Origin of the sequence: Paraburkholderia sp. HD33-4 (genome assembly GCF_021390635.1) — a bacterium.
Classification (GTDB): domain Bacteria; phylum Pseudomonadota; class Gammaproteobacteria; order Burkholderiales; family Burkholderiaceae; genus Paraburkholderia.
On the sequence record NZ_JAJEJS010000001.1, the window covers coordinates 3,328,320 to 3,341,887 of the forward strand.

General features: G+C 65.6%; 14 protein-coding genes. 10 read left to right on the forward strand and 4 right to left on the reverse strand.

Features of this window, described 5'->3' with window-relative positions; all coding sequences use genetic code 11:
• Positions 1-76 precede the first annotated feature (76 nt).
• From L0U84_RS14750 to L0U84_RS14770, 5 genes are all read left to right on the forward strand, one after another.
• Positions 77-790 (forward strand): C39 family peptidase, encoded by a 714-nt coding sequence (locus tag L0U84_RS14750; RefSeq protein WP_233850788.1) that lies wholly within the window; start codon positions 77-79, stop codon positions 788-790.
• A 7-nt stretch (positions 791-797) separates the two neighbouring features.
• Positions 798-1,607 carry a peptidase C39 gene (locus L0U84_RS14755; protein ID WP_233850789.1) on the forward strand — a complete coding sequence of 270 codons (810 nt, stop codon included), beginning with the start codon at positions 798-800 and terminating at the stop codon, positions 1,605-1,607.
• 95 nt (positions 1,608-1,702) lie between these two features.
• Positions 1,703-3,139: a hypothetical protein gene (locus L0U84_RS14760; RefSeq protein ID WP_233850790.1), complete on the forward strand. Its 1,437-nt coding sequence runs from the start codon at positions 1,703-1,705 to the stop codon at positions 3,137-3,139.
• Between the two features lie 24 nt (positions 3,140-3,163).
• Positions 3,164-4,726 (forward strand): sigma-54 dependent transcriptional regulator, encoded by a 1,563-nt coding sequence (locus L0U84_RS14765; RefSeq protein WP_233850791.1) that lies wholly within the window; start codon positions 3,164-3,166, stop codon positions 4,724-4,726.
• A 61-nt stretch (positions 4,727-4,787) separates the two neighbouring features.
• Positions 4,788-5,288 carry a dihydrofolate reductase gene (locus L0U84_RS14770; RefSeq protein ID WP_233850792.1) on the forward strand — a complete coding sequence of 167 codons (501 nt, stop codon included), beginning with the start codon at positions 4,788-4,790 and terminating at the stop codon, positions 5,286-5,288.
• A 96-nt stretch (positions 5,289-5,384) separates the two neighbouring features.
• Here L0U84_RS14770 and pmbA read toward each other — a convergent pair whose 3' ends face one another.
• Positions 5,385-6,755: a metalloprotease PmbA gene (gene pmbA / locus L0U84_RS14775; RefSeq protein WP_233850793.1), complete on the reverse strand. Its 1,371-nt coding sequence runs from the start codon at positions 6,753-6,755 to the stop codon at positions 5,385-5,387.
• Between the two features lie 150 nt (positions 6,756-6,905).
• Here pmbA and yjgA point away from each other — a divergent pair, with 150 nt between their 5' ends.
• On the forward strand, positions 6,906-7,523 hold the full coding sequence (yjgA, locus tag L0U84_RS14780) for a ribosome biogenesis factor YjgA (protein WP_233850795.1): 618 nt from the start codon (positions 6,906-6,908) through the stop codon (positions 7,521-7,523).
• Complete coding sequence (gene mog, locus L0U84_RS14785) at positions 7,504-8,145, forward strand: molybdopterin adenylyltransferase (protein ID WP_233850797.1); 642 nt, start codon at positions 7,504-7,506, stop codon at positions 8,143-8,145. The genes yjgA and mog overlap by 20 nt, the downstream gene beginning before the upstream one ends.
• A gap of 46 nt (positions 8,146-8,191) precedes the next feature.
• Here mog and orn read toward each other — a convergent pair whose 3' ends face one another.
• The gene (orn, locus tag L0U84_RS14790; protein ID WP_233850799.1) at positions 8,192-8,803 is read right to left on the reverse strand and encodes an oligoribonuclease; all 612 of its coding nucleotides are present in this window, start codon (positions 8,801-8,803) and stop codon (positions 8,192-8,194) included.
• A 227-nt stretch (positions 8,804-9,030) separates the two neighbouring features.
• Between orn and L0U84_RS14795 the strand changes: the two genes are divergently transcribed.
• From L0U84_RS14795 to L0U84_RS14805, 3 genes are read left to right on the forward strand one after another with little or no spacing between them, the layout of a single operon-like run.
• A complete protein-coding gene (locus L0U84_RS14795) occupies positions 9,031-10,290 on the forward strand; it encodes a M48 family metallopeptidase (protein ID WP_233850801.1) in 1,260 nt (419 codons plus the stop codon).
• Positions 10,287-11,276, forward strand: coding sequence for a ribosome small subunit-dependent GTPase A (gene rsgA, locus L0U84_RS14800; protein WP_233850803.1), 990 nt, complete (start codon positions 10,287-10,289; stop codon positions 11,274-11,276). Before L0U84_RS14795 ends, rsgA begins: the two co-directional genes overlap by 4 nt.
• A gap of 1 nt (position 11,277) precedes the next feature.
• A complete protein-coding gene (locus L0U84_RS14805) occupies positions 11,278-11,598 on the forward strand; it encodes a putative signal transducing protein (RefSeq protein WP_233850805.1) in 321 nt (106 codons plus the stop codon).
• Positions 11,599-11,672: 74 nt separating this feature from the next.
• Here the strand turns inward: L0U84_RS14805 and L0U84_RS14810 are convergent, their stop codons facing one another.
• Entirely contained in the window at positions 11,673-12,611 is a 939-nt protein-coding gene (locus L0U84_RS14810; RefSeq protein WP_018421341.1) for a CobD/CbiB family protein, read from the reverse strand.
• Positions 12,612-12,769: 158 nt separating this feature from the next.
• Positions 12,770-13,528 (reverse strand): NUDIX hydrolase, encoded by a 759-nt coding sequence (locus tag L0U84_RS14815; protein WP_233850807.1) that lies wholly within the window; start codon positions 13,526-13,528, stop codon positions 12,770-12,772.
• Between the last annotated feature and the right edge of the window lie 40 nt (positions 13,529-13,568).

Here is a 13,568-nt window from a genome sequence, read left to right on the forward strand (position 1 = left end):
GAAGAAGCACAAAGCAGTCGGAAGGACGCGCCGGCAGCCGCAGAAGCTGCCGGCGCAAATCGGGTGGGAGACCAGCATGACCGGGTCCAAGGGGTTTCCGGCGCTACCGTTCGCCGTAGCGCTGGCAGGCTGTGCGCTGTGCGCGGGTCACGCCGCCGCACAGTCGAGCATCGACACGTCCACGTTCGCCGGCGTGCCATTGACGAAGACGGTCCGGTCGATGAAGGACCTGCGCTACAACCACATCGTCAGTCAGCAGTTCGATTACAGCTGCGGCGCGGCGGCGCTCGCCACCCTCCTCAAGTACGGCTACGGCATCGATATTCCGGAGACCGAACTGATTCGCCGGATGATGGTTTTCTCGACGCCCGAAGTCGTCGTCAAGAACGGCTTCTCGATGCTAGACATGAAGCACTTCGTCGAGACCATCGGACTGCGCGGCCGCGGCTTTCGCGTCAACGTCGACGCGCTCCACCATCTGCAGATCCCCGTGATGGTCCTGATGAACATCGACGGCTACGAGCATTTCGTGATCGTCAAGCATGCGCAGGACGGCCGCGTGTTCATTGCGGATCCGGCGCTCGGCAATCGCATCGTGCTCGAAGAGGACTTCGCGAAGACCTGGAACGGCCTCGTGTTCGCGGTCCTCGGCAAACCCTTCAGGGAGGATTCACCGCTGTTGCAGGACAACGAGTCGCTTGCGCTGAAGCTGCGCGCCGCCGCGCTGGCGGCCGGCACCGCCGCGACTCCCTTTTTCGAGTACGGCTTGAACAAGGCAGACATGTTCTGATCCCGCCATGAAGTCACACTTCACACAGCTTGGGTTCGTGCTCTGCGCCATCGCCTGCGGCGCAAGCAGCGTTGCCCATGCTTCGGAGGGCGCCGCCTCGCCACCGGCCCCCGAACTTTCGATACCGCCCGAGCCAGGCGCCGCGCCGCTGCGGGTGCAGCTCGTCGGCGACGACGTGCTCGCGGCCCAGACCGGCAAATACGCCGGCGCGACGATGATCTCCGGCTTCGTGCTGAACGTCATTTCGCAATGGCAGCTGCCCAACGGCGCGAGCGCGCTCGCCCAGGGATCGCTGAGCGCGGTGCAGAACGGCAGCGGCCAGCTCACGAGCTCCGTCAGCACGTTCGCGAGCGTGAGCGGCGGCGCGCACGGCCATGCGGGCGATTCGGGCGCCAACCCGAATGCCCAGGCACGCGGCGGCCAGAGCATCGGCGTCAACGGCGTGTCGCAGGTCACCCAGGTCGCGGGCGATCGTAACAGCGGCAGCAACTCCGCGCTGATCGACTTCAACAACAGCGCCGTGACGCTGACGGGCACCGCCAACGCGCCGTCGGCATCGGCCAGCAATTCGAGCGGCTCCGTGAAGGCCGGCATTTCGTTCGGCAGCAACGGCGTGAACGTCGCGCTGCAAACACCCGCTGGGCTCGCCACCCAGACCATCGCGCCGAGCAACGGGCAGATCGCCCAGTTGCTGCAGATTGCAGGCAATAACCAGCAAGTCGCCAATGCCCTGCAACTGCATCTGCAAACCCAGCAGATGTCGGCTTCGATGCTTCGACAGTTGGGCGTACTGCAGGCACTGCAAAACAGGAGATAACGAGGCGGGCCGCCACCCGCCAACTGCATCACAAGCAGTAAAGAGACGGCCGCGCAGTCAGCACCGCGCGACCGGACCACCGGGGGAGCAAAAAAATGAAAAAAGTGTCATCGACCAGGGCGCCGCGCATGGCTCTCGCGGCCATCCCGGCCGCCGTCATGCTTTGGGCTCTTTCTCAGTCGGCGAACGCGCAGGCGCTCGCCGGTCAATCCGTGGAGGACCGTCTGAACACGCTGATGCGCGTCGTCGACGAGCAGCAGCGGCAGATCCATTCGCTCGAACGCCAGGTCACCGACCTCGAGATGGCGCAACGCGGACGCGGCGTGCCGGGTGCCGGCGCCCCAGCGGGCACCGACACGGTGGCCGAGCAGCCCGGCGCCGACGGCTTGCCGGTGCCGCTGCCGCCGCTCGCGCAGATCGTGCCCGGCGCGCCCGTACCGGGCGGCGCCACCGGCACCGCGACCGGCGTGCCGGTCAACCCGCCGACGCCGGACGGCAGCAACGCGGGCGGCCTGCCCGCCGCCACCGACGGCAGCGGCGCGGTCGGCCAGACCCAGCGCGCGAACGAACCGGTGCGCACCCAGGCCGAGCAGGCAGTCGTACAACGCGAGCATGCGCCGCTCTTCGACCATAAGCTGACGATGGACCTCGGCATCAGCGACACCTACTACGACCGTCGCCAGTTGCAGTTGTCGGGCTTCCTCGCGCTCGATGCGATTTTCCTCGGCAACATCAACCTCGGCCAGACCAAGGCGCACCAGGTGATGGCGGACCTCGACACGCGCTACGGCGTGTCCGACCGTATCAACGTCGACGTCGACGTGCCGTACGTGTACCGGCGCAGCAACTTCATCGTCGGCGGCGCGGGCGGCGCGGCGAGCACGCTGTCGGACGCGACGGTGTCGAGTCACGACATCGGCGACGTGAACTTCGGCATCTACTACCAGTTCGTCAGGGAAACCAATGCCATGCCGGACGTGGTCGGCAGTCTGCGCGTGAAGGCGCCGACCGGCAGCTCGCCGTTCGGCGAGAAAGTCGTGCAGGTCACCCCGGACAACACCAATCTGGTCGCGCCGACCACCCTGCCGACCGGCACCGGTTTCTGGAACATCACCGCGGGTCTGTCGATGCTGAAGACCTACGACCCGGTCGTGCTGTTCGGCAGCGTTTCCTATACCTACAACATCGCGCGTTCGTTCGCGGACATCTCGTCGGTGCAGGGACAAACCGAGCCGGCGACGGTCAAGCTCGGCGACATCGTGCAGTTCGGCGGCGGCGTCGCGCTCGCGTTCTCCGACAAGGATTCGGCCAGCGTGTCGTTCACGATGGCGCTCGAACCCGAATCGCAAACCAAGGCTCCGGGCGGCACCTACCAGAGGGTGCCAGGCAGCGAGACCACGGCCGCGGTGATGAATTTTGGCCTGAACCACGTCGTGAACAAGCATCTGACCATCAACGGCTCGGTATCGATCGGACTCACACCCGACGCGCCGAACTTCGTGGTCGGCATGCGCTTTCCGTACACCTTCTGACGTGCCAACGATACGAGGTCGAACGTGCGTGAATCACCTCATCTGACTAGTGTGGCTTCCGTCGCGGCAGCGGGATCGCATCTGTCGCTCGCGGTGCCGAAGCAGCACGCCGCCGTGTCATCCGCGGCGGCGCCAGCGATTGCCCCACCGGCAAGCAACGAAGCCGATGGCCCGGCGAGTGCCACGGTGCGCGGCCTCGAGCGACAGCTGCTGTACGTCGCGCGCACGCCCGACGAAACGCTGATCGCGCATCTGAAAAGCCGTGGCTGGCAGGTCGCGACCGCGCGCTCGGCGCACGAACTCGGGCGGCTCGTGAAGCCCGACATCGCGTGCGCGGGCATCGTCGATCTGGCGAGCTTCGCGCCGCGCGATATCGGCGGGCTCGAGGCAAGCCTGCGTCAGCAGCAGATCGGCTGGATCGCGCTCGCGACCGGCGAGCGGCTCAACGATCCGCTCGTGCGACGCCTCGTGCGCCACTACTGCTTCGACTTCGTGAAACAGCCCGTCGCGCACGCGACGATCGACTATCTGGCCTGCCACGCGTTCGGCATGGTCACGCTGTGCGACCCGGAACTCCCCCCGCCCGTCAGCGAAACGGGCGATGAGGAAATGGTCGGCACCTGCGAGGCGATGCAGCAGCTCTTTCGCACGATCCGCAAGGTCGCGAACACCGACGCGAGCGTGTTCATCGCGGGCGAATCGGGCACCGGCAAGGAGCTGACCGCGCTCGCCATTCACGAGCGCTCGCCGCGCCGCAAGGCGCCGTTCACGCCGATCAACTGCGGTGCGATTCCGCATCATCTGCTGCAATCCGAGCTGTTCGGCTACGAGCGCGGCGCCTTCACCGGCGCGAATCAGCGCAAGATCGGCCGCGTCGAGGCGGCCGACGGCGGCACGCTGTTTCTCGACGAGATCGGCGATCTGCCGCTCGAAAGCCAGGCGAGCCTGCTGCGCTTTCTGCAGGAAGGCAAGATCGAGCGGCTCGGCGGCCGCGAATCGATTCCGGTCGACGTGCGCATCATCTCGGCGACCCACGTCGATCTGGACGGCGCGATGCGCGAAGGCCAGTTCCGCGCGGACCTGTTTCATCGCCTGTGCGTGCTGCGCGTCGACGAGCCGCCGCTGCGCGCGCGTGGACGGGACATCGAAATTCTCGCGTACCACATCCTGCACAAGTTCAAGACCGACAACGCGCGCAAGATTCGCGGCTTCACGCCGTCGGCGATCGAGGCGCTCTACAACTACAACTGGCCCGGCAACGTGCGCGAGCTGATCAACCGCGTGCGCCGCGCGATCGTGATGGCCGAAAACAAGCTGATCTCCGCCGACGACCTCGACCTCGCCGGTTTCGCCGAGCAGGAGAGCATGACGCTCACGCAGGCGCGCGAGGCCGCCGAGAAGCGCGCGATCGAGGCGGCGCTGCTGCGCCATCGCCACCGCTTGAACGAGGCGGCGGTGGAGCTGAACATTTCGCGCGTGACGCTGTATCGGCTGATGGGCGTGCACGGTTTGCGCGAACCGGGTGCCGTCGACGACAAGGGAGCGTTCGCGGCGGACGGGCCGGCGCGGGGGGTGAGCGGTAAATGAGAGGCGGGTGAGCGTAGGCGCGTCGGGTAGAATCGTCGGATTACCTTCCACTTACCATTCGATGACGACGCTCACCCTGATCGTCGCTCGCGCCAGCAACGGCGTGATCGGCCGCGACAACCAGTTGCCCTGGCGACTGCCCGAAGACCTCAAGTTCTTCAAGCGCACGACGATGGGCGCGCCCATCATCATGGGCCGCAAGACGCATGAATCGATCGGCCGGCCGCTGCCGGGTCGCCGCAATATCGTCGTTACGCGCGATGGCGCGCGGCGCTTTCAGGGCTGCGACACCGCGACCAATCTCGACGAAGCGCTCGAGCTCGCCGCGCAGGACCAGGCGCCGCAGGCGTTTCTGATCGGTGGCGCGCAGCTGTACGACGAAGGCCTGCGCCATGCGGACAAACTGATCGTCACCGAAATCGCCGCCGACTTCGACGGCGACGCGACCTTTCCCGCGATCGACCGCCATGTGTGGGAAGAAATCGCGCGCGAGGCGCATCACTCGAATGCGCCGAACGACTTCGATTACGCATTCGTCACGTATCAACGCAAGGACGTCTGACGGGTCGCGCAACGCGGGCGATAAAAAACGCCACGCAACATGAGTTGCGTGGCGTTTTCGTTTGATACGGGGCGCCGTAGGAACGGGCCGCGGGGCTTACTGCCCTGCGATCGTCATCCGCTCGATCAGTACCGAGCCGGTCTGCTTGGTGCCGCGCGTGATCGTATCCGCGCCGATCGCGACGATATGGCGGAACATCTCCTGCAGCGTGCTCGCGACCGTGATCTCCTCGACCGGATACTGGATCTTGCCGTTCTCGACCCAGAAACCCGACGCGCCGCGCGAGTAGTCGCCGGTCACGTAGTTGACGCCCTGCCCCATCAGCTCGGTCAGCAGCAAGCCCGTGCCGAGCTTCTTCAGCATGGCCTCGAAATCGTCGTCGGCACGCGTGTTCGAACTGAGCAGCGACAGGTTGTGCGAGCCGCCCGCGTTGCCGGTGGTCTTCATGCCGAGCTTGCGCGCAGAGTACGTGGACAGGAAGTAGCCCTCGACGACACCGTCCTTCACGACCGAGCGCTGGCGCGTGCGCACGCCTTCCTCGTCGAACGGCGCGCTGCCCATCGCGCGCGCGACGTGCGGGTCTTCGACCACCTGCACGTGCGGCGCGAACACCGGCTTGCCGAGGCTGTCGACCAGAAACGAGGTCTTGCGATACAGCGCGCCGCCGCTCGTCGCCTGCACGAACGCGCCGAGCAGGCCCGCCGCGAGCGGCGCCTCGAACAGCACCGGCACCTTGCGCGTATCGAGGCCGCGCGCGCCGATGCGCGCAAGCGCGCGCTGCGCCGCGTAACGGCCGACCGCTTCAGGATCGGCGAGCTCGTCGGCACTGCGCGTCGACGTGTACCAGTCGTCGCGCTGCATGTTGCGGCCGCTGCCGGCGATCGGCGCGCACGCGATGTAGTGGCGCGAATACGGATAACCGGCGAGGAAGCCTCGCGAGGTCGCCAGCACGAACTGCGAATGCTGCGCCGACACGCTCGCGCCTTCCGAGTTCTTGATCTGCGGATCGGTCGCGAACGCGGCATCTTCGGAGCGGCGCGCAATTTCCACCGCTTCGTCGGCGGACAGATTCCACGGGTGATACAGATCGAGATCGCGCGGCGCGGTTTCAAGCAACTCGGCTTCGGCGAGGCCCGCGCAATCGTCCTCGGCGGTGAAGCGCGCGATGTTGTAGGCGGCCGCGACCGTGTCCTTCAATGCCTGCGGCGAGAAGTCCGAGGTGCTCGCGTTGCCGCGTTTGTTGCCGATGAACACCGTCACGCCGACCATCTTGTCGCGATTGTGCTCGATCGTCTCGACTTCGCCGCGCCGCACCGAGACGGACAGGCCGTCGCCTTCGGAGATTTCGGTTGCGGCGTCGGTGCCGCCGAGCGCCTTCGCGTGACGGAGGATGTCCGAGGCGATTTCCTTCAGCTCATCCTGGGTATGCGGAAAAAAGCGCTGCTTGACGTCCATGTCTGCTGCCATTGTGGTTGCCGTCCTGTTGGGGCCGCGCGGCCCTTGGTATGCGCACCGTATTCGGCGCGGGCGCACGGGTGCGGAATAAATGCATCCCGCGATCATAGCAAGGTACGCGCCGCCGCGGGTCGGGCCGGCGCGGCAAGTTACAATACCGGCATGACACGCAAAACCCGCATTCAACCGATCGAATCCGTCGTCACGGAAGTCGACGAAAACGGCTACGATCGTCCGAGCAAGTCTCAGGTCAAGCGCGAAATGCAAGCGCTGCAGGACCTGGGCTCGGAGCTCGTCGCCCTGCCGAAAGACGCGCTCAAGCGCATGCCGATGCCCGAAAAGCTCGACGAAGCCGTGCGCGAAGCACGCCGCATCACCGACTTCGAAGGCAAGCGTCGCCAGGTCCAGTATGTCGGCCGGGTGATGCGCTCGCTGCTCGAGACCGAAATCGCCGCTCTGCGCACCGCGCTCGACACCTACAAGGGCATCAACAAGTCGGAAACGGCGAAGCTGCACTGGATCGAGCGCACCCGCGAAAAACTGCTCGCCGACGACGCCGCGCTGACCGAATTCATCCGCCGGCACCCGGGCGCCGATCCGCAGCAGGGCCGCACGCTGATCCGCAACGCGCGCAAGGAAGCGGAGCAAAGCAAGCCGCCGCGCTACTTCCGTGAACTGTTCCAGTGGATCAAGAACGCTGCCGGCACGAACGACGAAGCCGAAGACGCGCACGACGCCGACCTCTCCGCGGAAGACGACGATGACGACCGCGACGCCTGATCAACGTCAGCAACGCAACCATCCCGACGAAATCGTGATCGGCCTCGTGTCGATCAGCGATCGCGCATCGACGGGCGTGTACGAGGACAAGGGCATTCCGGCGCTGCAGGAATGGCTCGGCGCGGCCTTGAGCTCGCCGTGGCAGGTCGTCACGCGGCTGATCGCCGACGACGCGCCAACCATCTCCGCGACGCTCGTCGAACTGGTCGACGCGGTGGGTTGCGATCTGGTGCTGACGACCGGCGGCACCGGCCCATCGCGCCGCGATGTGACGCCCGAGGCGACGCTCGCGGTCGCAACGAAGGAGATGCCCGGCTTCGGCGAGCAGATGCGGCAGATCAGCCTGAATTTCGTGCCGACCGCGATCCTGTCGCGCCAGGTCGCGGTGATCCGGGAAACTGAAAAGCACGCCGCGCTGATCATCAACCTGCCCGGTCAGCCGAAATCGATCCGGGAAACGCTGGAAGGTCTGCGCGATGACGGCACGGTCAAGGTGCCGGGAATTTTCGCGGCGGTGCCCTACTGCATCGACCTGATCGGCGGGCCTTACGTGGAAACCAACGCCGACGTGGTCAAGGCGTTCCGGCCGAAAAGCGCGCAACGCGCGCCGCGGCAGGACTGAGGTCGGTGGTCTGAGGTTCGAGGCCTGCGGTGTGCAGGCCAACGCTTTACTTAGCGCTCGCGGCGGCGTCCGGCGCCGACGGCACCAGGAAATGCTCGCGGTAGTACTTCAGTTCGTCGATCGACTCGTGGATATCGGCCAGCGCCGTGTGCATCGCGCGCTTCTGGAAGCCCTTGTAAATGGCGGGCTGCCAGCGCCGGCACAGCTCCTTCAGCGTGCTCACGTCGAGGTTGCGGTAGTGGAAGAAGCTCTCCAGCTCCGGCATCCAGCGCGCCATGAAGCGGCGGTCCTGGCAAATCGAGTTGCCGCACATCGGCGACTTGCCCGGCGGCACGTACTGACCGAGGAACTCGCGGATCTGCGCGGCCGCGTCGGCCTCACTGACCGTCGACGCCTTCACGCGATCGATGAGCCCCGATCGACCATGCGTGTTCTGGTTCCACTCGTCCATCTTCGCGAGCGTCTCATCGCTCTGATGAATCGCGAGCACCGGACCTTCGACCATCCTGTCGAGCGTCGAATTCGTCACCACCACCGCGATTTCGATGATGCGGTCGGTGTCGGGCTCGAGCCCGGTCATTTCCATGTCCAGCCAGACGAGATTCATGTCGCTGCGCACGAGCGGCGGCTGTTCGGTGGATGCGAGGATGTCAGTCATGAAGGCAACCCTGAGGGCCGCGCGGCGGGCTTCGCTGGAAACCCGTGCGACGCGGCATGTGTTCGTTTGAAATGGATTCGCGCGGTTCGAGCCGGGCCGGCTGCGCTGAAGCGACGCGTTGAACCGCTACCCGCAACCAATGCGTTGAACCGCTGCGTTAAACCGTATCTCCGCCGCGAGGCGGGAAGAAACATATAATTCTCGCATAGATACCACGGAATCCCCGGATGCCTACCCTGTACTTCACCGCCCTGTTCGTCATCGCCGTCGTCGCGATGGTCGGCACCAAACTCTGGCTCGCGTCGCGGCAGATCCGCTTCGTCGTCGCGCATCGTGAACAGGTGCCGAGCCAGTTCGCGAACACGATCGCGCTCGCCGCACATCAGCGCGCGGCCGACTACACCGTCGAGCGCACCCGGCTCGCGATGGTCGAGATCGTCGTCGGCGCGGCCGTGCTGATCTGGCTCACTCTGCTCGGCGGCGTGCAGACGCTCGATCTCGCGCTCTCCGACTGGCTCGGCCGCGGCTACCTCGGCCAGATCGCGCTGGTTGCCGCCGTGATCGCGATCACGAGCGCGATCGACCTGCCGTTCGATTACTACCGGCAGTTCGTCGTCGAGCAGCGCTTCGGCTTCAATCGCATGAGCAAAAGCCTGTTCTTCTTCGACCGTCTGAAGGGCGCGCTGCTCGGCATCGCGTTCGGTCTGCCGCTGCTGTTCGTCGTGCTGTGGCTGATGAACCGCGCCGGCAACCTGTGGTGGCTGTGGGCGTGGGTCGTGTGGGTCGCGTTCCAGATGTTCGGCCTGCTGATTTTCCCGACCTTCATCGCGCCGCTGTTCAACAAGTTCGAGCCGCTGAAGGATGAAGCGCTCGTGACCCGCATCGAGGCGCTGATGAAGCGCTGCGGCTTCGCCGCGAAGGGCCTGTTCGTGATGGACGGCAGCCGCCGTTCGGCGCATGGCAACGCGTACTTCACCGGTTTCGGCGCGAGCAAGCGCATCGTGTTCTTCGACACGCTGCTCGCGCGCCTGTCGGGCCGCGAGATCGAAGCGGTGCTCGCGCACGAGCTCGGCCACTTCAAGCGCCGTCACGTGATGAAACGCATGCTCGTCACGTTCGCGATCAGCCTCGCGATGCTCGCGCTGCTCGGCTGGCTGACGCAATGCGTGTGGTTCTATGAGGGGCTCGGCGTGCGGCCGTCGCTGGTTGGCGGCAATAGTGGACTCGCGCTCGTGCTGTTCTTCCTCGCGCTGCCGGTGTTCATGTTCTTCGTCACGCCGCTTGGCAGCCTCAGCTCGCGCAAGCACGAGTTCGAAGCCGACGCGTTCGCGGCGACGCAAACCGATGCGCACGACCTCGTCAACGCGCTCGTCAAGCTGTACGAGGACAACGCGTCGACATTGACACCCGATCCGCTCTACACTGCGTTCTATTACTCGCATCCGCCGGCCTCGCAGCGGATCGACCGACTGCTGCAGCACGCATGAGCAGCCGCGCCCCGAAGAAAGCGTCGCGCGGCACACAAGCCTCAGCGTCCAACCTGCATGGCGCGCGCATTGGCGGCCTCGTGGTGGCCGCGCACGGCCGCCACTATCTGGTTGCCCCCGAAGATGGCGGCGCAATGCTGCAATGTTTCCCGCGCGGCAAACGCAGCGAGGTGGCGGTCGGCGATCGCGTGATCTACGAGCCGACCTCGGCGGATCAAGGCGTGATCGTCGAGATCGGCGAGCGGCGCAATCTGCTGTATCGCTCGGATCAATACAAGTCGAAGCTGTTCGCCGCGAACCTCGATCAGTTGCTGATCGTGCTCGCGACCGAGCCGCATTTCAGCGAGGATCTGCTCGGCCGTGCGCTCGTCGCCGCCGAGGAAAACGAGCTGAAGCCGTTGATCGTGCTGAACAAGATCGACGTCACCGCTGCTTTGGACGGCGCGCGCAAGCGGCTCGAGCCGTATCGCGCGCTCGGCTATCCGGTGCTCGAAGTGTCGATCCGCATGCAGCCCGAGGCGGCACGTGCCACGCTGACCGAACATCTGCACGGTCACGCGACGCTGCTGCTCGGCCAGTCCGGCATGGGCAAATCGACGCTCGTGAACCTGCTGATTCCCGATGCCGAAGTCGCGACGCGCGAGATCTCGACCGCTTTGAACAGCGGACGCCATACGACCACGTTCACGCGTCTTTATCCGCTGCCGGAGTTGGATGGCACGGTCACCGTGAACGGCCCGGCAGGCGCGCTGATCGACTCGCCGGGCTTCCAGGAATTCGGCTTGCACCACCTGACCGAAGGCGGGCTCGAACGCGCGTTCCCCGAGTTCCGCCCGCTGCTGCCGAACTGCCGCTTCTATAACTGCCATCATCTGCATGAGCCTGGCTGCGCGATCCTCGAAGCGGTCGCCGACGGCCGCATCCGCCGCGAACGGCATGCGCTTTATGCGCAGCTCGTGCACGAGGCGAGCCAGATCGTCCGCTGACATGAAACTGATGCGCGCGCCAAACCTGATCATCGGACAGCATTGGGTCAACGTGCTGGAGACCGCGGGCATCGCGTGCGAGTTGCATAACCGCTATCTGAACGGCGCGCTCGGCGAGATTCCGGCCGATCAGTGCGCGCCGGAGCTGTGGCTCGTCGATGAACGCGATGAGGCGATCGCCCGGCGGTTGATCGAAGCGGCGTCGCGCGGACCGGCGCCGGGCGCGCCTCTATGGCAATGTCAGCAGTGCGGCGAGATGCTCGAGGCGCAGTTCACCGTGTGCTGGCAATGCGGGACGGTGCGCGATCCGTTGAAGGGCTGAAGCGCGGTCGGGAAATGAAAAAGCCGGGCGATCTGCCCGGCTTTTTCTTGTGCCGCTCGCGTGGCGTGGCCGCTTCAGGCGAGCCACACCGCGATGGTCAGCATCAACAGCAGGATCATCCACAGGACGACCGCACGCCACACGAGCCCCACCGCCGATTGCAGCGTGCGCGGCGTGCAGTCGTCGCCGACCTGCATCGGACCGCCGTCGCCGGTGGCGAGCGCGTCGAGGCTCGACGGCTCCGCGAGCGGTCCGGCCAGCCGAGCGCCGAGCGCTCCGCTGCCCGCGGCGAGCAACACGCCGTCGTTCGTGTCGGGCCACTGCCGCGCATGATTGCGCCACGCGTAAATCGCATCCTCGAAATTGCCGACGATCGCAAAGCCCAGCGACGTCAGCCGCGCCGGCACCCAGTCGATCACGAAGAACGCGCGCTGCGCGAAACTGGAGAACGCGACGGTGCGATCGTCGGCTGGCCGCGCCCACGCCCGAGCGAGATATTCCGCGCAACGATACAGCACCGCGCCGGCGGGACCGACCGGAATCAGGAACCAGAAGAACACGCCGAACACGTGACGATGCGAGGCCACCACCGCATGGATCAGCGTGTGACGCACGATCTCGCTGACCGGCATGTCGACGGTCTCGAGCCCGGTCCATTCATTGAGAATTTCGCGCGCGCGCGGCACGTCGTCGTTGTTCAACGCGAGATGGATGTCGGTGAAGTAATGGCTGAACTGCCGGAAGCCGAGCGTGAAGTACAGCACCACGACGTTCCACAGGAACGCGAGCATGAAGTGAATGTGATACAGCACGTAGTAGACGAGCGCGACAACGAGCGTCCAGGGCACCACCACCACGAGCCACGCGAGCAGGCCGTGACGTTGCTTGCCGGCATCGAATCCGTGCGCCGCCGACTCCGCATGGTATTGAAGCAACGCGGACACCGGATTGTTCGGCGACAGCGCGCGCACCTGTTCAATGATCAGAGCCAGCAAAACGGAGAAAAAAGTCATGCGATGCGCCGTGCTTTTTAAGTTTTTACGATTGTTTTATAACGATAGCACAGGGTCGGATGAGTCTGAACGCGGAAGCTGACAAAGGGCCGACAAGTGCGTCGTTCGCGCAACTGCGCATCGCTGGCGTGTCGATGCGTCGATGCGAGTCGTGTAACTCATGCGGCGAGGAACCGATACAGGTTGCGAAGCATCGCAGCCGTCGCCCCCCAGATGAAATGATCGCCGCCTTGCACGGCTGCTGGCGCGGCCGTCTGCGTGCGTTGCGCGCCGCGCTGCTCGGCAGCTTCGGGAGTCACCGTCAATTCGCCACGCGGATACGGCATCGCGAAGAAGCGGCGCTCTCCGCCTTCGTAGCGGAACAGGCGCTCTTCGTGGTTGGACGGGTCCATCAGGAACGCGAGCGGCACCTCGAAAACCTCTGCCACTTCGAGCGTATCGATCGCCAGCGAGAACGGCGGGTGCACGAGAGCAATGACCGGCGACACGCAAAAGCCGGTGCCAGTCAGATAGTCGGGCAACGCGCCCAGCACTTCGACGCGTGACGCGTCGAGGCCTACCTCTTCGCGTGCCTCGCGCAGCGCCGTGGCAGTCGCGTCGGCGTCGAACGGTTCCTGGCGGCCGCCGGGAAAACTCACCTGGCCGGCGTGATCGTTCAGATGGTCAGCGCGCTGCGTGAGCAACACGGTCAGGCCACGCGCGCGCACGACGAGCGGCACCAGCACCGCGGCCACGCGCGGATCGAGTTCGGTATTGCGCCACGGCGCATCGGCGATTTTCTCGGGCGTCCAGGCAAGCTGCCGCTCGAAGCGCGCCCGCAGTGCATCGGGCGTCAGACGCTCGCCCGCGACCAGTGGCAGACCGGCGCCCGTCGCGATGACAGGCAGAGATTCGGGCTCAAAGACGGGGCGGATCAACGGGTCTCTCTAATGAGCGGGGACATGCCGCTATTTTGAC